19 protein-coding genes are annotated in these 21636 nt (G+C 61.4%); 9 read left to right on the plus strand and 10 right to left on the minus strand.

Annotated elements, in window-relative coordinates; translation table 11 throughout:
• Nucleotides 1-217 precede the first annotated feature (217 nt).
• The 3 genes from JFN93_RS19500 to JFN93_RS19510 form a co-directional block, all read right to left on the minus strand.
• Nucleotides 218-1411 (minus strand): pyridoxal phosphate-dependent aminotransferase, encoded by a 1194-nt coding sequence (locus JFN93_RS19500; RefSeq protein WP_199385814.1) that lies wholly within the window; start codon nucleotides 1409-1411, stop codon nucleotides 218-220.
• A 190-nt stretch (nucleotides 1412-1601) separates the two neighbouring features.
• Nucleotides 1602-2090, minus strand: coding sequence for a YchJ family protein (locus tag JFN93_RS19505; RefSeq protein WP_199385815.1), 489 nt, complete (start codon nucleotides 2088-2090; stop codon nucleotides 1602-1604).
• Between the two features lie 64 nt (nucleotides 2091-2154).
• Entirely contained in the window at nucleotides 2155-2445 is a 291-nt protein-coding gene (locus JFN93_RS19510) for a Dabb family protein (protein ID WP_199385816.1), read from the minus strand.
• A 239-nt stretch (nucleotides 2446-2684) separates the two neighbouring features.
• Here JFN93_RS19510 and JFN93_RS19515 point away from each other — a divergent pair, with 239 nt between their 5' ends.
• Both JFN93_RS19515 and JFN93_RS19520 read left to right on the plus strand, forming a co-directional pair.
• Entirely contained in the window at nucleotides 2685-3422 is a 738-nt protein-coding gene (locus tag JFN93_RS19515) for a GldG family protein (RefSeq protein ID WP_236021836.1), read from the plus strand.
• A gap of 54 nt (nucleotides 3423-3476) precedes the next feature.
• Nucleotides 3477-3857 (plus strand): desulfoferrodoxin, encoded by a 381-nt coding sequence (locus JFN93_RS19520; protein ID WP_199385818.1) that lies wholly within the window; start codon nucleotides 3477-3479, stop codon nucleotides 3855-3857.
• A gap of 113 nt (nucleotides 3858-3970) precedes the next feature.
• Here the strand turns inward: JFN93_RS19520 and JFN93_RS19525 are convergent, their stop codons facing one another.
• Nucleotides 3971-5389: a DEAD/DEAH box helicase gene (locus tag JFN93_RS19525; protein ID WP_199385819.1), complete on the minus strand. Its 1419-nt coding sequence runs from the start codon at nucleotides 5387-5389 to the stop codon at nucleotides 3971-3973.
• Nucleotides 5390-5689: 300 nt separating this feature from the next.
• On the opposite strand from JFN93_RS19525, the gene JFN93_RS19530 reads away from it, so the two are divergent.
• From JFN93_RS19530 to JFN93_RS19545, 4 genes are all read left to right on the plus strand, one after another.
• A complete protein-coding gene (locus JFN93_RS19530) occupies nucleotides 5690-7186 on the plus strand; it encodes an ATP-binding protein (protein ID WP_215907824.1) in 1497 nt (498 codons plus the stop codon).
• A 1-nt stretch (nucleotide 7187) separates the two neighbouring features.
• Nucleotides 7188-7859 carry a response regulator gene (locus JFN93_RS19535; protein ID WP_199385821.1) on the plus strand — a complete coding sequence of 224 codons (672 nt, stop codon included), beginning with the start codon at nucleotides 7188-7190 and terminating at the stop codon, nucleotides 7857-7859.
• Nucleotides 7860-8088: 229 nt separating this feature from the next.
• On the plus strand, nucleotides 8089-9756 hold the full coding sequence (locus tag JFN93_RS19540; protein ID WP_199385822.1) for a HAMP domain-containing methyl-accepting chemotaxis protein: 1668 nt from the start codon (nucleotides 8089-8091) through the stop codon (nucleotides 9754-9756).
• Nucleotides 9757-10141: 385 nt separating this feature from the next.
• Nucleotides 10142-11821, plus strand: a complete 1680-nt coding sequence (locus tag JFN93_RS19545) for a methyl-accepting chemotaxis protein (RefSeq protein ID WP_199385823.1) — start codon at nucleotides 10142-10144, stop codon at nucleotides 11819-11821.
• A 133-nt stretch (nucleotides 11822-11954) separates the two neighbouring features.
• Here JFN93_RS19545 and JFN93_RS19550 read toward each other — a convergent pair whose 3' ends face one another.
• The 4 genes from JFN93_RS19550 to JFN93_RS19565 form a co-directional block, all read right to left on the minus strand.
• A complete protein-coding gene (locus JFN93_RS19550) occupies nucleotides 11955-12263 on the minus strand; it encodes a hypothetical protein (RefSeq protein ID WP_199385824.1) in 309 nt (102 codons plus the stop codon).
• Nucleotides 12264-12283: 20 nt separating this feature from the next.
• Nucleotides 12284-12850 carry a DUF4124 domain-containing protein gene (locus JFN93_RS19555; RefSeq protein ID WP_199385825.1) on the minus strand — a complete coding sequence of 189 codons (567 nt, stop codon included), beginning with the start codon at nucleotides 12848-12850 and terminating at the stop codon, nucleotides 12284-12286.
• Between the two features lie 357 nt (nucleotides 12851-13207).
• The gene (locus JFN93_RS19560) at nucleotides 13208-14188 is read right to left on the minus strand and encodes a YbgA family protein (protein WP_199385826.1); all 981 of its coding nucleotides are present in this window, start codon (nucleotides 14186-14188) and stop codon (nucleotides 13208-13210) included.
• 20 nt (nucleotides 14189-14208) lie between these two features.
• On the minus strand, nucleotides 14209-15090 hold the full coding sequence (locus JFN93_RS19565) for a methylenetetrahydrofolate reductase (RefSeq protein ID WP_199385827.1): 882 nt from the start codon (nucleotides 15088-15090) through the stop codon (nucleotides 14209-14211).
• A gap of 1176 nt (nucleotides 15091-16266) precedes the next feature.
• Between JFN93_RS19565 and JFN93_RS19570 the strand changes: the two genes are divergently transcribed.
• Nucleotides 16267-17904, plus strand: a complete 1638-nt coding sequence (locus JFN93_RS19570) for an ABC-F family ATP-binding cassette domain-containing protein (RefSeq protein WP_199385828.1) — start codon at nucleotides 16267-16269, stop codon at nucleotides 17902-17904.
• Nucleotides 17905-18100: 196 nt separating this feature from the next.
• On the opposite strand, the gene JFN93_RS19575 is transcribed toward JFN93_RS19570, so the two are convergent.
• Both JFN93_RS19575 and JFN93_RS19580 read right to left on the minus strand, forming a co-directional pair.
• Nucleotides 18101-19084, minus strand: a complete 984-nt coding sequence (locus JFN93_RS19575) for an NAD(P)H-quinone oxidoreductase (RefSeq protein ID WP_199385829.1) — start codon at nucleotides 19082-19084, stop codon at nucleotides 18101-18103.
• A gap of 467 nt (nucleotides 19085-19551) precedes the next feature.
• Nucleotides 19552-19923: a beta/alpha barrel domain-containing protein gene (locus JFN93_RS19580; RefSeq protein WP_199385830.1), complete on the minus strand. Its 372-nt coding sequence runs from the start codon at nucleotides 19921-19923 to the stop codon at nucleotides 19552-19554.
• A gap of 144 nt (nucleotides 19924-20067) precedes the next feature.
• Here JFN93_RS19580 and JFN93_RS19585 point away from each other — a divergent pair, with 144 nt between their 5' ends.
• Nucleotides 20068-20811 carry a YebC/PmpR family DNA-binding transcriptional regulator gene (locus JFN93_RS19585; RefSeq protein WP_199385831.1) on the plus strand — a complete coding sequence of 248 codons (744 nt, stop codon included), beginning with the start codon at nucleotides 20068-20070 and terminating at the stop codon, nucleotides 20809-20811.
• A 239-nt stretch (nucleotides 20812-21050) separates the two neighbouring features.
• Nucleotides 21051-21557: a crossover junction endodeoxyribonuclease RuvC gene (ruvC, locus tag JFN93_RS19590; RefSeq protein ID WP_199385832.1), complete on the plus strand. Its 507-nt coding sequence runs from the start codon at nucleotides 21051-21053 to the stop codon at nucleotides 21555-21557.
• Nucleotides 21558-21636 lie beyond the last annotated feature (79 nt).

The following is a 21636-nucleotide window of genomic DNA, read 5'->3' on the forward strand; positions in this document are numbered from 1 at the left end:
ACCCTCATCTTTCAAATGGATGGGCGGCGTGAGGATGGGGTTCCCCAGAAAAAAGGATGCTATTGAAGGACGCTTTGGGTCTTGCTGTGGGAGCGCCATTCCTGGCGCGAATCCAGCGGTAGTTCGCGCCAGGAATGGCGCTCCCACAGGGTTGGCGCCTTCAGTTGCCGAGTTGAACCTCCACGTCCAACGCCGAACGTCGAACGCCGAACGGCTCTTACTTGGAGATCCCGAGCTCGCGGGCGAGCTCTGCCCAGGCCGGGAGGCTCCGCTCGATCATCCCCTGGTCCACGCAGTAGGCGATCCGGAAGTACCCGGGCGCGCCGAAGCCGACGCCGGGGACGAGCAGGATCTTGTGCTTCTGCGCGGCCTTCACGAACTCCACGTCGTCGGCAAGCGGCGATTTCGGGAAGAAGTAGAAGGCGCCGTCCGGCTTCACCATCTCGAACCCCATCCCGGTCAGCGCGTTGTAGAGGATGTCCCGCTTGGTCTGGTAGGCCGCGATGTCGACCGAGGAGTTCTGCAGTTCGGCCACCAGGCGCTGCATCAGTGCCGGAGCGTTCACGAAGCCGAGGACGCGGTTGGAGAAGATCGTGCCTTCCATGAACTGGCCCACGTTTTTCATGCGCGGGTTGGCGGCGAGATAACCGATCCGCTCGCCGGGGAGCGCCAGGTCCTTGCTGTGGGAGGTGACGATGACCGAGTTCTGCACGTAGCGGAAGATGTTGGGTACGTTATTGCCGTCGTAGACGATCCGGGCGTAGGGCTCGTCGGAGATGACGCAGATCTGGCGGCCGAACTCCTGCTCTTTCGCGCTCACCAGTTCGCCGAGGCGCTTGAGGCTTTCCGCGGGATAGATCACGCCGGTCGGGTTGTTGGGCGAGCAGACGATGATGGCGCGGGTCTTGGCGTTGATGGCAAGGCCGATGGCATCGATGTCGAGCTGGAAGGTTTCCCGGTCGGTCCAGACCTCGACCGGCACCCCGCCGTGGTTGTCGATGTAGAAGCGGTACTCGACAAAGAACGGGGTGAGGATGATGACCTCGTCGCCCGGGTTGAGGATCGTTTTGAGAACGGTGTTGAGCGCACCGCCGGCGCCGACCGTCATGACCACGTGGTCCGCCTCGACCGGGAGCTCGGATGCGGCGCTCAGGGTGGCGGCAACCGCCTTCCTGGTCTCCACGTAGCCGGCGTTGTTCATGTAACGGTGCATGCCGGGAATCGGATCGTTGGCGAGCCGTTTGAACGCCCCGTAGAAATCAGCCGGGGGATCGACATCCGGGTTGCCGAGGGTGAAGTCGAACACCTTGTCGGCCCCGTACTGGCGGCGCAGCTGCTCCCCTTCCTCGAACATCTTTCTGATCCAGGACGACTTCTCGATGAAACCGCTTATCTTCTTGGCGACAGCCATATAAACCCCTTCAATGGACAATGGACCATGGACAATTGACAATGAGTCCTTACCTCATTGCCAACTGAATGTCCTTTGTATCTATAGTGCTACTGCAATCAGGCGTCGTTGGTCAAAGGACTGCCAAGGTTTTCGTTGTCAATTGTCAATTGTCCATTGTCAATTGAACCACCTTGTCAATTGTCCATTGCTACTTCCCGCAGCACTTCTTGTATTTGAGATTGCTGCCGCAGGGGCAGGGATCGTTGCGCCCGACCTTGGGCGAGGTCCGGACGACCGGTTTGGCGGTGACCATCTTGCCGTCGGTGAAGAACCACTGCTCCTTGTCCTTCTTGAACAGCGCCACTTCGTGGTGCGAGCGGGGGCTCCCCTTCTCTTTCCAGCGGGCGATGAACTCGACCTCGCCGGTGCTGTCCTCCGCCCCGCCCTTCTCGACCGAGACGATCTCCAGCCCTTCCCATTCCGCGGTCTCCGCCCACTCCTTGGTTCCGGCCGCATCGTAGCCGGTCCGGTGTTTCGGGTGGGTGGTTTCCAAAAGGTAGTCGGTCTCGACCTTTACATAGGCCGAGTAACGGGAACGCATCAGCGCTTCGGCCGTGGCGGCCGGCCTCTCTCCCTTGATCGCCGGGAGGCAGCACTCTTCATAGCTAAGGCCGGTCCCGCATGGACACTGCGACATTTCTTTCCTCCTGAATCGTTTGAGTCCCCCCTCGCCGCGCGGGAGGGGGAGTATGGGGCGTGGCTTACCCTTCGTAGTCGGCGGCGACGACCTGGGAGCAGACGCTCCTCATGTAGGCGGCGACTTCGTTGGCGTGGTAGGGATGTACCTGGTATGCCTGCAGATCGGCCAGGGAATCGAACTTGGTGACCAGGGCGATGTCGGCGGAGCGCTCCGAGCGGATCACATCCACCCCGACCTCCAGGTGCCGCAGCATCTCGACCTTGCCATCCATGCTGAGGAGCAGTTCCTGGGCCTTCTGGATTCCCTCGGCGGTCGCGTCCTTGAGCTTGAAAAGTACGATATGGGTAATCATCTTGTTCTCCTGGGATTTCCAATTGGAATTTGATTCGACCCCTTTTAATACATCGGCACCCGCCTTCCTGTCAACGACGCGATGCCCCACGGGGAAGATCCCGGCCGATTACGCAACCACGCCAACTTAAAAAGACTTGCGCCACCGGGGCAATACTGCTATAAGGCCGAACAGGATAAGTTTAGTCCTGTTTGGCACAACAGGAAAAAGGGGGTCATATGGCTTGCCGTGGCAGATTAATGTGTATACTGGTACTGGTCGTTTTAATTGGGATGATCACCACCGGCGTGGCCAGCGCCCAGACGGTGATGTTCGACAACAGCCACGGGGAACGCTTCTCCCCCGAGGGAACCGGGCCGCTGCAGCTCTCCGGCCTGGCCGGGACCTTGCAGAAAGCCGGAGCGCGGGTGGTTTCCTGCGACACCGCGCTTACCGATGCAACCCTTAAAGGAGTCGACGGGCTGATCATCTCCGGCGCCTTTCGTCCTTTCAACGCCGAGGAGACCGACGCGGTGGTGCGGTTTCTGCTGCGGGGGGGGAAGGTGGCGATCATGCTCCACATCGCACCGCCGCTCGAGGGACTTTTGCAGCGGCTGGAAGTCGCCTACACCAACGGCGTCATCCACGAGCGGGAAAACATCATCAACGGCGATCCGATGAACTTTCGGGTCACCAACCTCGGCAGTCACCCGGTCCTTAAAGGGGTGGAGACCTTCAGCCTCTACGGAGTCTGGGGGGTCAAGAACACCAGTGACGCCTCCCGCGTCATCGCGGCCACCGGCCCCAACGCCTGGATCGATCTGGACGGGAGCAAGATCCCCCGAAAAGAGGCGACCGGATCGTTCGGCGTAGCGGTGGCGGGAACCGTCGGCAGCGGGGGGTTCATCGTCTTCGGGGACGACGCCATCTTCCAGAACAAATTCCTCGACCGGGAAAACCAGCAGCTCGCGACCAACCTCGCCGGCTGGCTCAAGTAAGCTTTCGCACCAGCACCACATCCGGCACCACATCTACATCAAGGAGGGCATCACATGGCAGAGGCATTACAGGTTTATAAATGTGACAGTTGCGGCAATATCGTTGAAGTCTTTCACCCCGGCGCAGGCGAACTCGTCTGCTGCGGCGCTCCGATGGCGCTGAAGACCGAGAACACCGTCGACGCGGCGAAGGAAAAGCACGTCCCGGTAATCGAGAAGGGGAACGGCGTGATCAAGGTGAAGGTCGGCAGCGTGGCCCATCCGATGGAAAGCGCCCACTACATCGAGTGGATCGAGATCATCGCCGACGGGAAGGTGTACCGTCAGATGCTGCAGCCGGGCCAGGCACCGGAGGCGACCTTCAACATCTCCGCAACCAGCGTCACCGCCCGCGAATACTGCAACCTCCACGGCCACTGGTCGACGCAGGGGTAACGGGGCAGACAGAGCATGCGAAAAGGGGGACGGCCGCTGGGCCGTCCCCCTTTTTGTTTGATCTGAAGCTAACCCCATCCTCACGGTGGAGGACGGGTGGGAGATGCTACGGGTTACCTCCCGCTGCGGGGGGCCTGCCGGTTCCCCGGGCGCGCGGCGGCTCCCGTTCCGGCGGTGCGCTGGCCGCTGCCCCCGCCGTTTGCTTGGGGACGATTTCCTTCCCGCGCGGCGTGGTGCCCCGGCCCCTGCTTGGCGGCCGCTGCGGCGGGACGGCGGGGTCCCTTCCCGGGACGGCCCCCGCTTCCCTCGCTGCTTCCGGCTTTCTTCGGCGCCGGCTTGGCGGTCGCCTCGCGGCGGCGTTGCGGCTCGCGGGGGGCACGGGCGAACTCCTGATCCTTCTGCGGTGCGGCCACGCTGTAGTCGAATCCTTCCACCCGGCGGCGCTCGATCTTCGACCCGAGCACCCGCTCGATGCTCCGCACCATGGCGGTGTCCTCTTCGGTCACCATGGTGAAGGCGTCACCGGTCCGCGCCGCGCGCCCGGTACGGCCGATCCGGTGCGTGTAGGCCTCCGGCGTGTCGGGGATGTCGTAGTTGATCACGTGGGAGATCTGCGAGACGTCGATGCCGCGTGCGGCGATGTCGGTCGCTACGAGGATCTGGAAGGTGCCGTCGCGGAAGCCGTCCAGCGCGGCCTGGCGTCGGTTCTGGGAAAGGTTTCCCTGCAGCGAGGTCGCCTTGTAGCCGGCCTTTTCCAGCTGCTCCCCAACCCGCTTGGCCCGGTGCTTGGTCTTGGTGAAGACGAGGACGCTCTCGGTGTCGGTGTGGTGCAAAAGCTCGAACAGAAGCGGGGTCTTGAGGTGCTGGGAGACCGGGTAAAGGGCGTGGGACACGGTTGCGGCCGGTGCCACCCGGTCCACCTGTACCGTCACCGGACGGCGCAGGATCTCGTGGGCCAGCCGCTTGATGTCGTCCGGCATGGTCGCCGAGAACATCAGGGTCTGCCGCTGCGAGGGGAGCACCCGAAGGATGCGGCGCACGTCGGGGAGAAATCCCATGTCGAACATCTGGTCCGCCTCGTCGAGCACCAGCATCTCCACCTTGGAAAGGTCGATGGTCCCCTGGCCGACGTGGTCCAAAAGCCGCCCCGGGCAGGCGACCACGATGTCCACCCCCTCCTTGAGCCGCTTGGTCTGGGTGTTGATATTAACCCCGCCGTACACGGTAAGGCTCCTCAACCCGGTGCGTTTGCCCAAGGCGACGAGCGACTCGTTGATCTGCTCGGCGAGTTCGCGGGTCGGCGCAACCACCACGGCGCGAACCGTGCCGCGCCCTCCCTGCGCCAGCCGATGCAAAAGGGGCAGCCCGAAGGCGGCGGTCTTGCCGGTTCCGGTCTGGGCGAGCCCCATGACGTCTTTGCCTTCCATGACGGGCGGGATTGCCTGCAACTGGATCGGGGTCGGGGTTTGGTATCCCACCGCCGCCACCGCCTCCTGAATCCGCGGGTCCAACTTAAAATCTACAAATTGCACTGATACTCCTGATAGGTGTTGATGGCACACAAAGACCCCAAAGGCGCGAAAGGCCCGTGGGGTCCTTGACGTAAACTGGCCTCACTGTAGCACAGTCTGACCGGACAGTGACAGTTTTATTTACCGCTCCGCGGTCCCGGCGGCTCTCTCAACGCGGCAATTTCCCGTGCAAACTGTGTCATAACCTTGTAAAAAGCAAGGAATTGGCGGGGTTGCCCACCTCTTTGATGGCGGTTTTTCTTCAGCTGTGCTAATAACAGGAAAGACCGCTCCGACCTTCTTGAGGGCCCTGTGAAGATAATGATCAAGTACCGCCTTTTCATCGCCATGCTCGCCGCCACCGGCGCCGCCGTCATCTGCATGTTCCTGATCATGCAATGGAGCATCGGGCGCGGCTTTCTCGCCTACGTGAACACCATGGAAAAGGAGCGGATGGACCGCCTCGCCGAGATCCTGGTGCATAGTTACACCGAGCACGGCAACTGGCAGTTTTTGAAGGATTCTCCCGAGACCTGGTTCCGGATCGTTGCGGGCACCCGGGGAGTCATCGAAATGGAGCGGCTGGGGCAGCGGGACCGGACCGTCGAGCGGGACCGGGACGCAGATCGCACCGGGGCCGCCGAACGCGAGGAGTTCCTCATTCGGCAGGCGCGCCGTTTCGCCAACCACAGCGGTGCCTTCCCGCAGCGGCTCGCGCACCGTTTCGAGATGCGGGTGATCCTGCTCGACGCGCAGCATCAGAAGGTAATGGGCCCCCCCGAACAGGCGAGGCCGTACCGGGACGCGGCCTTCCAAAAGCTCCTGGTGGGGGGAAAGGTGGTCGGCTACCTCGGCATGCTGCCGCGCCTGCACCTCACCGACCAGCACCAGCTCCTCTTCGTGAAGCGGCAAAAGGTCGCCATGGGGATGATCGCGGCGGTGATGCTCCTCGTGTCGGCGGCGCTTTCCATGCCGCTGGCGAACCGGCTGGTCTCCCCGATCAAGCTCCTGGCCTCCTCGATGCACCGGCTCGCCTCCGGGAAGTTCGACACCCGGGTCGAGATAAATTCCGCCGACGAACTGGGGCAACTCGGGGCCGACTTCAACACCCTGGCCCTCACCCTGGAGAAAAACGAAGCGGCGCGCCGCCACTGGGTCGCCGACATCTCCCACGAGCTGCGCACCCCGCTGGCGGTCCTGCGCGGCGAGATCGAGGCGATCCAGGACGGGATCCGCCTGCCGACCGCGGATTCGATGCGCTCCCTCCACGGCGAGGTGATGCAGCTGAGCCGCCTGGTCGACGACCTCTACCAGCTCTCCCTGCATGACATCGGGGGGCTCAACTACCGCAAGGTGGACATGGACCTGAAGGAGGCGCTTTGCGACGCGCTGGACCTGTTCCGGTCCGAATTCGCCCAGAAGGGGATCCGGCTCTCCGAGAGTTTCTCCGACAGCTGCCATTTCCCGCTCTTCGCCGATCCGGAAAGGCTGCACCAGCTCTTCGACAACCTCCTGGAGAACTCGTTGAAGTACACCGACCCCCAAGGGGAGCTCGCGGTGCGCCTGGAGCGGCACGGGCAAAGGGCCACGCTCCATCTGGAGGACACCGCACCCGGCGTCCCGGAGGCGGACCTGGAGCGGCTCTTCGACCGGCTCTACCGCGTGGAGAATTCCCGGAACCGGGCCCTGGGCGGAGCCGGGCTGGGACTCTCCCTGTGCAAGAACATCGTGGAAGCCCACGAAGGAACCATTACCGCGCATCCCTCTCCGCTGGGAGGGGTGCAGATCCGCATCGATCTGCCATTGAGAAGGAGCTGATATGGGCGCCAACGTACTTATCGTAGAAGACGAGGAAAAACTTGCCGCAGTGCTCGGGGAATACCTGACCCAGGCCGGGTTCGACTGGACCAGCCTTACCGACGGGACCCAGGTCCTGTCCCAGGTCAGGGAGCGGATGCCCGACCTCATCCTGCTCGACCTGATGCTCCCGGGACGCAACGGCCTGGACATCTGCAAGGAGATCCGGACCTTCTCCCAGGTCCCGATCATCATGATCACCGCGCGGGTCGAAGAGATCGACCGGCTGCTCGGCCTGGAGCTCGGTGCCGACGATTACATCTGCAAACCGTTCAGCCCGCGCGAGGTGGTGGCCCGGGTGAAGACCGTGCTGCGCCGGGCCGTCGACAAGCAGGAAGGGGCCACGGGGGGGCTGACGCTCGACCCGGACCGCTATCGGGCCGTCCTGAACGGGCAGGAACTGGACCTGACCGCGGTGGAATTCAACCTGCTCCTCTTTTTGTTCCGCAACCCGGGAAGGATCTACTCCCGGGCCCAGCTGATGGACCGGATCTACCCGGACCAGCGGGTGGTGAGCGACCGTACCATCGACAGCCACATCAAGAAGCTGCGCAAGAAGATCGCCGCAGTCGCCCCGGATGTGGAGCTGATCCATTCCATCTACGGGGTCGGCTACAAGTTCGAAGCCCCCTGACGTTCCCAGAAACGGCAGCTTCCCCCTCGGCAGGGGCCGCGGCTTGACCGCAGCGGCCCCTGCGCCTTTTCCGGCCCAGCGGCGCGCGACCGCTTGGGCCCGGCCCGGCCCCGCCCCACCCCGCCACAGAAGTGTGACAAAATCCGTATTTTCTAAAGTACCCTCTTCCCCCCTCCGAAGACGAGCCATAACGCACATGCACGAAACGTGACTTTCAACGGGGGTTTTCATGCTTAAGAATTTGAGGATCGGCACGAGGTTGACCCTGGCCAACGGGCTATTGCTGCTCATCATGATCGCGCTCATCGGGACCGGGATCTCCGCCATGGGGAGAATCCAGGAACACCTGGAGCGGATCGTCTCGGTGAACAACGCACGCGCCTTCCACGGCACCGAAATGCAGACCTGCGTCTCGGAAGTGTCGATCAACCTGCGCAACATCCTGATCGACACCGATCCGCACAAGCGCGAGGAGTACGTGAAGCGCATCGCCGATTTTCGCGAGAAGTACGGGGAACACCTGAAGAAGATCGTCGAGCTGACCCCGAAGGATGACACCAAGGGACTGGAACTTCTGGCCAAGGTGGGCACCGCCGCCGAGACGGCGCGGCCGCTCAACACCAAGGTGATGGAACTGGCCCTGCAACACAAAGATGGCGAAGCTATCGCCCTTTTGAACCGGGACGCCCGCCCCGCGGTCCGGAGCTGGCTGACCGGCATCGCACAGCTGAACGCCTACCAGGAAGAGCGCTCCAAGGCGCGCTACGTGGAAGCCGAAGGTGACTACCGGCACGCCCGCGACCTCATGCTCGGCCTCGGCGCACTCTCCATCGCGCTGGCGGTCGGGATCACCCTCTTTCTCACCCGGAGCATCACGGTACCGCTCGCCAAGGCGGTGGACGCCGCCAACAGCCTGGCCCAGGGGGATCTGACCATCGAGGTCCGCGCCGAGAGCACCGACGAGACCGGGCTTTTGCTGTCGGCGATGGAGGCAATGATCTCCCAGCTCCGCGCCATCGTAACCGAGGTGACGGCGGCGGCGGACAACGTGGCGACCGGCGCGACCGAGCTTTCGGCAAGTGCCGAGACGATGTCGCAGGGGGCAACCGAGCAGGCCGCTGCGGCCGAGGAAGCCTCGTCATCCATGGAAGAGATGACCGCCAACATCCGCCAGAACGCCGACAACGCCCTGCAGACCGAAAAGACCGCGGTGCAGACGGCTACCGACGCCAAGGAGGGGGGTGATTCGGTGGAGCAGACGGTTGCCGCGATGAAGGAGATCGCGGTCAAGATCAACATCATCGAGGAGATCGCCCGGCAGACCAACCTCCTCGCCTTGAACGCGGCCATCGAGGCGGCCCGCGCCGGGGAGCACGGCAAAGGCTTTGCGGTGGTGGCAAGCGAGGTGCGCAAGCTCGCCGAGCGGAGCCAGCAGGCGGCGGCCGGGATTCTGCAGCTTTCCCGGTCCAGCGTCGACATCGCCGAGACCGCGGGGAGGATGTTATCCAAGATGGTCCCGGACATCCAGAAGACCGCGGGACTGGTACAGGAGATCAGCGCCTCCAGCCGCGAACAGGATGCCGGGGCGGAACAGATCAACAAGGCGATCCAGCAGTTGGACCAGGTAATCCAGCAAAACGCCTCGGCCGCCGAGGAGATGGCCTCCACCGCCGAGGAGCTTTCCAGCCAGTCCGAGCAGTTGCAGGCGACGGTGGCCTTCTTCAAGGTGGGCAACCTCCGCAGAGGTTCGGTTGCGGTCCGCACGCCGGCGGCGAAGGGGAAGCCGAAGACCATTCCGCACCAGGTCAAGCCCCGGCAAGCTCAATCCGCCGGCGTCGAGATGGACCTCGGTGCGGGGGGCGCGGACCTCACCGACGACAGTTTCACCCGGTACTGACCGCGCGGGTCGCTGGCCGGCGTTATGAAAAGAGAAAGGGCGCCTTTCCCATCAGGAAGCGGCGCCCTTTCTTTTTGATCTCTATGTATCGAGGAGTGACACACCGGTCGCGATGCAGGACAGATGACGGCGGGATACCGGGCGCCCCCCTGCTTTCCATTCTCCCAACGCACCTCTCCAATCGCTCCGCGGCCGCGTCGTTTCACGCCGAGTTTATTCATTTTTTATAATAAAAAAATTACTTTATATCGTTCCACTTGCGCCGATAAGAACCTCGCGCGCATCGGGATTTTCCTATTCCGTCACCACCTGGGTCTGCTTCCTTCGCTTCTCCACGACAAGTAAACCGTCATGAAAAAAACTGGCAGTTGGTAGGGGGTGTCCGATGAACTGGTTCAATGATCTCAAAGTCAGGACGAGGCTTCTCTCCGCGTTTCTGGTCATGTCGATCATCACTGCGGTGGTCGGCTTGGTCGGCATCAGGAACATGGCGACCATGAACGAACGGGCGGACGACATGTTCCGGAAGGAGCTCATGGGGGTCGCCCACATCAAGGAGGCGAGCATCAACCTCCTGCGCATGGTGCGGGCGGAAAAGAACCTCCTTCTGGCGGCAACCGACGCCGAAAGGAAGAAGTTCGTGGAAGATCACGAGCAAGCCGAAAAGGCGGTGAACGAGGATATCGGGAAAGCCTCCCCGCTCTTTTACTCCGAGAAGGGTAAGGAGCTGATTGGTCACGTGAACAGCTCCTGGCACCAGTACCAGCCGATCGGCAAGAACATCATGGAAGTGGCTCTTTCCGAGGAGCTCCAGCAAGCCAGGAAATCCGTGGCGCTTTCCACCGGGATCGGCCGGGAAAAGGTGACGGAGTTAAACAAAATCATTCAGGAAGCTACCGAGCTGAAGGAATCAAACGCCAAGAAAATCGCCGAGGAGAACCTGGCGTTGTACCATCAGGGGCGGCTGTTCATGATCCTCCTCATCGTCGGAAGCGTCTGTTTCGGGATCACCATCGGGGTCCTGATCACCGCAGGCCTCACCAGGCAGATCGGCGGCGAGCCCGGCCAGATTGCCGACATCGCCGAGAAGGTCGCCAACGGCGACCTCACCATGAAGTTCGAGTCGAACGGCAAGGCCGAAACCGGCATCTATGCGGCACTGAAGTCGATGGTGGCCAAGCTGCAGGATGTGGTGGGAGAAGTCACGAGCGCGGCTGAAAACGTGGCAGCCGGCAGTGAGGAACTTTCGGCGACGACCGAGACCATGTCCCAGGGGGCTACCGAACAAGCGGCTGCTGCCGAGGAGGCGTCCTCCTCCATGGAGGAGATGTCCTCCAATATCAGGCAGAACGCCGATAACGCCCTGCAGACGGAGAAGACGGCCGCCAAAGCCGCCAACAACGCAATCGAAGGCGGAAAAGCGGTCGCCCAGACCGTTGCTGCGATGAAGGAGATCGCGGGGAAAATCAATATCATCGAAGAAATCTCCCGGCAGACCAACCTCCTCGCCCTGAACGCCGCCATCGAGGCGGCACGGGCCGGCGAGCACGGCAAGGGATTTGCGGTGGTGGCAAGCGAGGTGAGAAAGCTCGCCGAACGGAGCCAGCTCGCGGCTTCCGAGATCTCCAAGCTCTCCACGAGCAGTGTCGAGGTCGCAGAGGCCGCCGGGGAAATGCTGACCCTGATGGTTCCCGACATCCAAAAGACCTCCGAACTGGTACAGGAGATCAGTGCCGCCTGCCGGGAGCAGGACACCGGCGCGGAACAGATCAACAAGGCAATGCAGCAGTTGGACCAGGTGATCCAGCAGAACGCCTCGGCCGCCGAAGAGATGTCATCTACGGCAGAGGAGCTTTCCAGCCAGGCTGAGCAATTGCAGGCGAGCATCGCTTTTTTCAAGGTGGGAGGGGTCCATGGGCAGAATCGTGCCCTGCAGTACCAACCGGTAAAAACCCAAGTTAGAAAGCCCGCCTTGGCAAAGGTGAACCCAATCCCCCAGGGGGCCGGTGCAGGGGTATCCCTCGAGATGGCCCACGCGAGCGACGACTTGTTTGAGCGTTTCTGAGGGAGAACAAGGGAAGATGTGAGGTTATCCTGCCTGAACAGTAAAAAAGGACTCATCCGGTAACGGTTGAGTCCTTTTTTTAAACCTGGATCCCAAGCCCGTCATGCCACCTCGGCACGGGGCGCCCCACCCGTCATAGAAGCTGCACCTCGCTTACCCGCACGATCAGCACTTCCTGCCGAAAGGTCGCCGCGAGCTCGCTGCGATAGGCGCCCCACCATTCCCGGTCCAGCTCATCGCACATGATCTCGAAGATCACGATATCGTCGGAAACCGTGGAGGTGCTGGTTTCCTTCCAGAGCCCCCGGGCCGGGGAACGCATGTAGGTCGTGATGCCGCCGAAACGCTCGGAGAGCTCGTCCCGCAGGCGGTTGTACTCCTCGTAGGGAAACGGGTTCCCGAGGTTGTCGTAGAGCGGCAGCAGTATCTGGATCAGGTACATGGTGCAACCCTCAGGCGGGGCTATTTCGCCGCTCCCCGCGTCTCTTCCAGCGCCGAGCTTTCCCGCGCGTTGGCCTTCTTGAACATCCCCAGGACCTTTTGCTTCATCCCCAGGGTCCCCTCGACCAGGTGCTCCGCATAGCTTTTGTACAGAAACACCGATACCCCGAGGAAAAATACCAGGTAGATCACCTTGGCCAGTTGCGCCGAGACGAGGTTGCGCGTCAGGCGCAGCACGATGAAAAATCCCGCCGCCAGACCGACCAGCACCAATACCGGCGTCACCCAGCCGCGCCGCCCCGCGTCGGCCGTTGCCTTGGGTGGCGCGGCAGACGGTGCGGCCTCCTGGGCGGCCCCCATTTCCACGCTCGATGCCGTGGGGAGCTGAGGCGCCGCTTTCGGCTCCTCCCGCGTCACCTTCATGGTCGCGCGGTATTTCTTCGGGACGGAATCGAGCTTGTCGGTGACCGTGACCACGCCGTTGCGGTCGGTGTACTGGTAAAGGTCGGCGAAAGCGGTACTCCCGGCAAGCAGGAGCAACCCCGCCAGGAGCAAAAAGATGAGAGCGCTGCCGGAAACTTTGGTCATGGGACCTCCCCAACATTCATGCCGATCAGGGTCAATTCTCAGTGAGACCATTACCCTCCTCTCCTTCAAGGAGAGGGCCGGGGTGAGGATGGGGTTAGGTCGCCGATTCAGACCCCTCCATCCCCCACCTCGTTGCACGCCGCGCTTACCGCGCCCCCTTGAAGGGGAAAGGAGTAGTTTACTGAAGATTGACGCTCGTCGCCATATTCATTAACAGCGGAAAAAGAAGACTCAATGATAGTGGAGCGCTGCAGAAAAGCAACGGGATGGCAACGGAGGAGCGCCCTGCCGGGCGCGATTTTTTGGCCGGCAGGGCGCCTCTTCTCTATCGGGTGGCGAAGCGGTGCGCCCGGCCCCCTATGCGTGGTTCCGTAGCGCGAGTTCCTCGGGAACCGGCGAAAGGTACAGCTGCCGGCTCAGGTACGTGTTCTCGAACTTCAGGCAGTAATGCCTGAGCATGGTAACCGGCACGATGTGGGGGACGAGGTGGTTGTGATACTTCCGGATCAGATCCAGGAGCTCCTCCTTCTCCTCCCGGGTGAGCACCGATTTGAAGTACCCCATGATGTGCATCAGGACGTCGGTGTGCTTCTTCACCGTCGCGCACATCGACATCGCCATCATGAGCAGTTCACCGTAGCGGAGGAACAGCTCCCCTTCCGGAAGTTCCGCCCCCTTCCCCACCAGGGCTCCCAGTTCCCGGTAGAGAGTCGGGCTGTGGGCCATGATCAGCAGTTTGTGGGCGGCGTGGAATTCCACGAGGTCGCCAAGGGTCGGCTCGGCGCGGAGAAAAGCCTTCCATCGGGAGTAGGTAAAGACCCGCTCGATGAAGTTTTCCCGGTGGATCGGGTCGTGCAGCCGGCTGTCTTCCTCCACGGGGAGAAAGGGGAACCGTTTGCATACCGCGTCGGCAAAAAGCCCCCTCCCCTTGTGTACCGTGACATGGCTTTTGGAGATCCCGTCCTTGGCCGGAACCGAGGTATAGACCTTGACCCGGTAGAGGCCGGAGCTGGGGGAATCCTTCTTGAAGATGAAGCCGCAGAGCTCCTCCCGCTCGAGCGCCTCGACCTTCTCCCAGCAAAACGACTCCATCTGTTCGGTCAGGTCGACGCGGCTTTTGATCGTCATCAGCCGGGGCTGTTCCGGATCTCCTTCCAGGCGCATCGGTTCGCGGGGGATCGGCATCCCGCTCCCCACCTCCGGGCAGACCGGGACGAAACGGAAGTACTTGCCCAGGGTATCGGTAATGTAGTGGTCGTGGCGGTGCCCGCCGTCGTAGCGGACCGCCTCTCCCAAAAGGCAGGAGCTGACGCCGAGGGCGATCTGGGAACTGCTCATGAAATCTCCTTGGTTGCGGTTCAGGCGGTTGCGGCGGGAAGGAGCCCGTCGACCAATTCGAGTATGGCCTCATCGCGGTTGAGCGTGTAGATGTGGACCCCGGGAACGCCGGCGGCCAAAAGTTCCTGCACCTGGCGCCGGGCGTAGGCGATGCCCAATTTCTGCACCGCGGCCGCCCCGCCCCGCGCATCGGCTGCCTCCAGCTCGGCGAGATACGCCGGGGGGAGATCGGAACCGCACAGCGACACGATGCGGCGGATCACCTTGAGGCTCACCACCGGGAGGATTCCCGGGATGATCGGTTTTATGACCCCGATCTTACGGGCGCGGGCAACGAAGTCGAAATAGCGTTGGTTTTCGAAGAAAAGCTGCGTGATGGCGAACTCGCCGCCCAGGTCGAGCTTGAGCTTCAGGTAGTCCAGATCCGACTCCGGCGAGACCGCCTCCGGGTGGGTCTCCGGGTATCCCGCGACGCCGAGACCGATCTCGGGGTGGGCGGCCCGAATGAAGCTGACCAGGTCCGAGGCGTGGCGCAGCGGTCGGCACTCGGGAAGCTGGGGAGTGTCCTGGGGAAGATCCCCCCGCAGGGCCAGGACGTTGTGCACCCCGGCACCGGAAAGTTCCGCGAGGAAGCGTTCCAGCTCGTTCGGGTCGGAACCGACGCAGGTAAGGTGCGCCATCGTTTCCAGGCCGTAATCCTTCTTGAGACGGGTCACGATTTCCAGCGTATCGCCACGGGTGCTTCCCCCGGCCCCGTAGGTAACCGAGGCGAAGAGCGGATTGAGCCGCGACAGCCTTTCGGCGACGGCAAAGAAGGCCGGCCATTCCGTTTTTTCCTTGGGGGGAAAGAACTCCAGGGAAACGAACTGTTCACCCCGGCTCATCAAATCTGCAATTTTCACAAAACCTCCTCAACGCCCGTCACCGGGCGCGCATAGCCCTTATCGGCAAGACCTCACCTTGCCATAAGCCCAAACGAAATAAAACTACTTTTTGTAAACAAAACGGAGGGTTCCCCCTGTTCAAAAGAGGCTTGAGTGCTGGACGAGGGGGAGGGAGAGGAAGCGCTGCTCGAGGCAGGCTCGCATCGTCAAGAGCCAGCAGCTTCCTACCCTGTGGGAGCGCCTTTCCAGGCGTGAATAATCGAACCAGTCGTCGCCGCCTGCGGCGGTTCGCGCCAGAAATGGCGCTCCCACAGGAGGGCGGGGGATTTTACCGGCCCGCCGCGTCATCCGTACCCGGCAAAAATGTTCGAGGTACCCTTCGAAACATTTATGACCGGAGAAGAATGTCTGAGGCTGCGGCAAACGGGCATGGGATAGGCGAGAATTGCGTGAGGTCGCGACAAAAATGCTGGAAAGAGGACAGAAATGCATTTTGTCGAGGCAAAAATGTTTTCGAGGCGGGAATAATCCGCGAGGTCGCTCTAAAAAGATTGGGAAGGCGGCAAAATTGCACGAGGTCGCGGCAAAAAGTTTAACAAGAGGGCAACCTGCCATTATGTCGCTATAAAAAAGAAAACAAGGCGGCAAAAATCCGCAAGGTCGCGGCCAACACGAAAAGACGAAGGCAAAATGTTTTAGAAGACTCCCAAAACGTAAAAAAAGGCGGCAATGTTGTCTGAGGGGGTTCCCCAAACGCACCGAAGACGGCAAAGTTGTTTGGGAAGCCCCCCAAAACGGCACGGGGGGGGCAACACGGCAGAGAAGAGACCAATACGGCAAAAGGCAGATCGCACACCGTCCGAGCGGCGTCAAGATTGCTTGTCAAAGGTGTACACGGGTCTTCAAAGGAGCACCTACCCTGTGGGAGCGCCTTTCCAGGCGCGAATAAATCCAACCAGTCGTCGCCGCCTGCGGCGGTTCGCGGGTCTTCAAAGGAGCACCGGGGTTGCCGCTTTATCCATAGGGGCGCGGCATGCTGGCAAGTTCGAGTCCCCCCTGAGCGAAGAGCCGCGACCGCCGCAAGCAACTTAACGGTTGCCGCGGGATCGCTAAACATGCTATACAGAGTAGTTCTTCGGAAACCACAGGCCGCGCCCTGTGGTTTTTTCATTTTTTTCGCACAGGAGCAGCTTCATGATCAGCGCATCAAACGTCACCCTCGGCTACGGCAAGAGGGTTCTCTTCAAGGACGTCAACATAAAGTTCACCCCGGGGAACTGCTACGGTCTCATCGGCGCCAACGGCGCCGGGAAATCGACCTTCCTCAAGATCCTCGCCGGCGAGATCGACCCGGACAAGGGGGAGATCAACGTCGGGCCCCGCGAACGGATCGCGGTCCTCAAGCAGGACCAGTTCGCCTTTGACGAACACACCGTCTTCAACACCGTCATCATGGGGCACAAGAAGCTCTACGAGATCATGGCGGAGCGCGAGGCGATCTACTCCAAGGCGGAATTCAGCGAGGAAGACGGGATCCGTTCCGCCGAGCTCGAGGCGGAGTTCGCCGAGATGAACGGCTACGAGGCCGAATCCGAGGCGGCGGTCCTGCTGAACGGGCTCGGGATTCCGGAAGAGATGCGCAGCATGCAGATGAAGGAGCTCGAAGGGGGCGACAAGGTCCGCGTCCTGCTCGCCCAGGCGCTCTTCGGCAACCCGGACGTCCTGCTCCTCGACGAGCCGACCAACCACCTGGACCTGAAATCGATCACCTGGCTGGAGGATTTCCTCTACCGGTTCCAGAACACGGTGATCGTCGTCTCCCACGACCGTCACTTCCTGAACCAGGTCTGCACCCACATCGCCGACATCGATTTCAGCCGCATCCAGGTCTACGTCGGCAACTACGATTTCTGGTACCAGGCGAGCCAGCTCAATGTGAAGCAGCGCCAGGACGAAAACCGGAAGGTGGCGGACAAGGCCGCCGAACTGAAGGAATTCATCCAGCGCTTCAGCTCCAACGCATCCAAGGCGCGCCAGGCGACCTCGCGCAAGAAGCTTCTGGAAAAGCTCACCGTCGAGGAGATGCCGGTCTCTTCCCGCAAGTACCCGTGGATCGTTTTCAAGCCGGAACGCCCCTGCGGCGACGTGATCCTGGAAGTGCAGGGGCTCTGCAAGACGGTGGACGGGGTCCAGGTGCTGAAGGACTTCGACCTGATCATGCGCAAAGGGGACAAGATCGCCTTCGTGGGCGGTAACTCGCTGGCGAAGACCACCCTTTTCCAGATCCTGGCAGGAGAACTGGAGCCGGACGCGGGAACCTTCCGCTGGGGAATTACCATCACCACCGCCTACTTCCCCAAAGAAAACGGCGACTACTTCAAGAACGACTACAACCTGATCGAGTGGCTGCTCCAGTACTCCCCGCCGACCGAGGGGGAAAGCTTCGCGCGCGGCTTCCTGGGGCGGATGCTCTTCTCCGGCGACGAGGCGACCAAGAAGACGAAGGTCCTTTCCGGAGGCGAGCGGGTTCGCTGCATGCTGTCCCGGATGATGCTCACCGGCGCGAACGCGCTGATCTTCGACGAGCCGACCAACCACCTCGACCTGGAGTCGATCACCGCCCTCAACAACGGGCTGATCGCCTACCCGGAGGTGGTGCTTTTCACCTCGCACGACCACGAGTTCGTATCCACCGTGGCGAACCGGATCATCGAGATCACCCCGGGTGGTACCATCGACCGGGTCATGAGCTTCGACGAGTACCTGGAAGCCGACGATGTGAATGCGGAAAGGGAGAAGCTCTGCAACGGACAGGTCGCACTGACCCTGTAGCGGCGGGACTGGAGCCGGGGGCTGGGAAACAAGGCCCTTAGTTTCGCGAAGAGAAAATAAAAAGGGCGCCTTCCATGTAATTGGAGGCGCCCTTTTCTTTATTCAACTGATCGTTCCCCAGCTGGAGCTTGGGATTGAGGAGTGAGAAGATCGAGGATTTCCCTAGCCCCTCGTCCCCAGCCCCTAGCCCCTGCCGTTACATCGTCATGACGATCTTGCCGAAGTGCTTGTCGGCTTCCATCATGCCATGGGCATCGACCACCTGGTCGAGGGTGAACGACTTCTCGATGATCGGGACGATGGTACGGTCGGCGAACTTGGGGAGGGCGCGTCTGGTGAACTCGGCCACGATCTCGCCCTTCTCGGAAACCGGACGGGAGCGGAGCACGCTGCCGATGATCTGCTGCCGCTTGACCATCATGAGGGCCAGGTTCAGCTCGGCCTTGATGCCGGAAATGACGCCGATGATGACCAGCCGCCCCTTGTAACCGAGGGAGTTCATGTTGGGTGCCAGGTACTTCGCCCCCACGTGATCCAGGATCACGTCGACCCCTTTCTTGTTGGTGAACTCCTTGACGGCCTCGCTGAAGTCCGGGGTCTCCTTGAAGTTGATCACCAGGTCCGCACCCAGCTCCTTCACGCGGTCCATCTTCTCCGGAGAAGCGGTGACGATCAGCTTGGTGTTCGGGGTAAGCGCCTTGCAGAGCTGGATCGCCGCGGTGTTGACCCCGCCGCCGCCACCGTGCAGGATAGCGGTCTGACCGTCCTGCAGCCCGCCGATCATGAAGACGTTCAAAAACGCGGTGATGTAGGATTCGCAGACGCAGGCCGCTTCCTCGAAGCTCATCGACTCGGGGATCTTCATCAGGTGGTTCGCGTAGGCCACGGCGTACTCGGCGTAGCCGCCCCCGCCGACCAGCGACATGACACGGTCGCCCTTCTGCCAGCCGGTCACTGCCGAGCCGACCTCTTCGATGACACCGGCCACCTCGAGGCCGAGAATTTCCGAATCACCCGGCGGGGGGGGATATTTCCCTTCGCGCTGCACCAGGTCCGGGCGGTTGATCGAGGTGGCATGCACCCGCACCAGAACCTCGTTCTCCTTGGGAGAAGGACGCTCCACTTCGCCTACCTTCAAAACATCCAGCCCACCGAAACCATCCAGCAATACAGCCTTCATCGATCAACCTCCTATGGTTTGATATCATTCCATCCTTTTTCTTAACCGATTGACCAACACTCTCGCCCCAGCGTCCCCTCTCCTTCAGGGGGTGCGTGCGCAAGCACGGCTTGCAACGGACAGGGTGAGGATGGGGGGCCGCTGCACGCATCACAACGAGAGAACTGGTCCACGCACGAGCCTTCCCTCACCCCAACGGAGGGAGTTGGAGCTGCGACACGAAAAAGCCCCGCCTCCTGCGATTGTGTATACGGACGCACACTATCGCAGAAATGCGGGGCAATTATCAACGTAATTCTTATAAAGACGTTATAAACGGCTAACGGCGAGGGGCCGAGTTCAGATCCAGGGGCTATGGATTTTAATGCATCGGCCAGGAACGGAAAGGGGCCAGGAGAGTGGCCTGGCGAAATACCTTTCCCTAGCCCCCAGTCCCCAGCCCCTAGCCCCGGTTTACGTGTGCTCGCCTACCGGAACTTGATCGCCACCCCTTTGGCCTTCATTTCGCTGGAGGGGAACAGGATGTAATGCTCGGTCTCCACCGACAGCTGGGGGAACATCACCGCGTCGGCTCCGATGCGGGCGGCCTCGCGGCGCAGCGCGTCGTACCCCCAGGCGTAGTCTTCCGGTGAGATGTCGGAGGGAGCGCCCATCCGCTCGCGCCGGACTTCCAGGTCCGCCACCTTCTGGTAAGGACGCAGCAGCTCGTCCTGGGCCAGGATCGGCGGGAGATCGCCGGTATAGGTCTTGGTGGTGGCACAGCCGCCGGCCAGAAGCAGCGCGCCCAGCAGCGTCAGGGGCAGGATGACCCGCAAAAGTCGGTAACTACTTTTTATCATTGATCCTCCCAGGAATGGAACGTTCGCGGTGTTGGAATTCGGCATAGTTTAGCTGTCATTTTCTGACTTTACAATACTCTTTTGGCCGTGATAGTATTCGGCATTTTTGTAGCAACAATCACGACCCGTTGAAAGGATGGATCTATGTCAGGTCATAATAAATGGAGCACCATTAAGCACAAGAAGGGCGCCGCTGACGCCAAGCGCGGCAAGGTATTCACCAAGCTCATCAAAGAGATCACCGTCGCCGCCAAACTGGGCGGAGGGGACCCGGACGGCAACCCCCGTTTGAGGACGGCTATCGATAAAGCAAAAGCAGAGAACATGCCCAAGGACAACGTCGAGCGCGCCATCAAGAAAGGGGTCGGCGGTCTGGAAGGGGTCAACTACGAGGAGATCACCTACGAGGGGTACGGCCCCGGCGGCACCGCGGTCCTGGTCGAGGTCATGACCGACAACCGCAACCGCACCGTCTCCGACGTTCGCAGCATCTTCAGCAAGTGCAACGGCAACATGGGCGAGACCGGCTGCGTCTCCTGGCTCTTCAACCAGAGAGGGCTCCTCGTTTTCCCGGAAGGGACCGATTTCGACAAGCTCTTTGAAGCCGCGATCGAAGCCGGCGCCGATGACGTCACCGACGAAGGGGACCAGATCGAAGTCCAGACCGAGCCCTCCTCTTTCAACGACGTTAAAACCGCCCTCGAAGCGGCCGGCTTCAAGGCCGAGTCCGCCGAGGTCACCATGATTCCGCAGACCATGGTGAAGCTCGAAGGGAAGCAGGCCGAGCAGATGCTGCGCCTGATGGACCGCATGGAAGACAACGACGACGTCCAGAACGTCTACGCAAACTTCGACATCTCCGAAGACGAGATGGAGAAGATGATGTAATCAGTACCGAGCGTCGCGCGGCACCGTGCGACAGTCGGCTTAGAGGCACCGGCGCGGAGGCGCGGAAGTCAGCAACCCAGCTTCCGCCCCTCCGCGCTTTCTTTTTTAACACCTGCCGGTTATACCCTCTCTTTTCGGGAGAGGATGGCCGAAGGCCGGGTGAGGGTAGCTGCAATCTGCGTGGATGCTTCCCTCACCCCAGCCCTCTCCCGAAGGGAGAGGGGGTAAAACGAGGCACCATGGTAATTCTCGGCATCGACCCCGGCTCCCGGATCACCGGTTACGGCATCATCTCCAAGCAGGGCAACCGGTTGATCCACATCGACAACGGAGCGATCTTCACCCAGAGCGCAAAGGACTTCCCGCAGCGCCTGGACAAGATCTACCGCGGCCTGTCCGACATCATCGCCGAGTTCCGCCCCCAGGCGATTGCCGTGGAAAACGTCTTTCTTGCCAAGAACGCGCAGAGTGCGCTTAAGCTGGGCCAGGCGCGCGGCGCCGCGATCGTCGCGGCGGTAAGCGTGGGACTGCCGGTCTTCGAATACACCGCGCTCCAGGTCAAGCAGGCCGTCGTCGGCACCGGCCGCGCCGAAAAGACCCAGGTGCAGCAGATGATCAAGGCGCTCCTGAACCTTCCCGAAGTCGCCCAGGAAGACGCCTCCGACGCCCTGGCCGTCGCCGTCTGCCATGCGCATTCAGCTAATCTAAAGGCCGTTCTAGGTTCAATGTTCAACGTTCAACGCTAAAACCCAGCGGTCCTTAACTAACGTTCAACGCTAAAACCCAGCGGTCCTTAACTAACGTTGAACGTAGAACGTTGAACGT

It is taken from the genome of Geomesophilobacter sediminis, assembly GCF_016458275.1.
GTDB classification, from domain to species: Bacteria; Desulfobacterota; Desulfuromonadia; order Geobacterales; family Geobacteraceae; genus Geomesophilobacter; species Geomesophilobacter sediminis.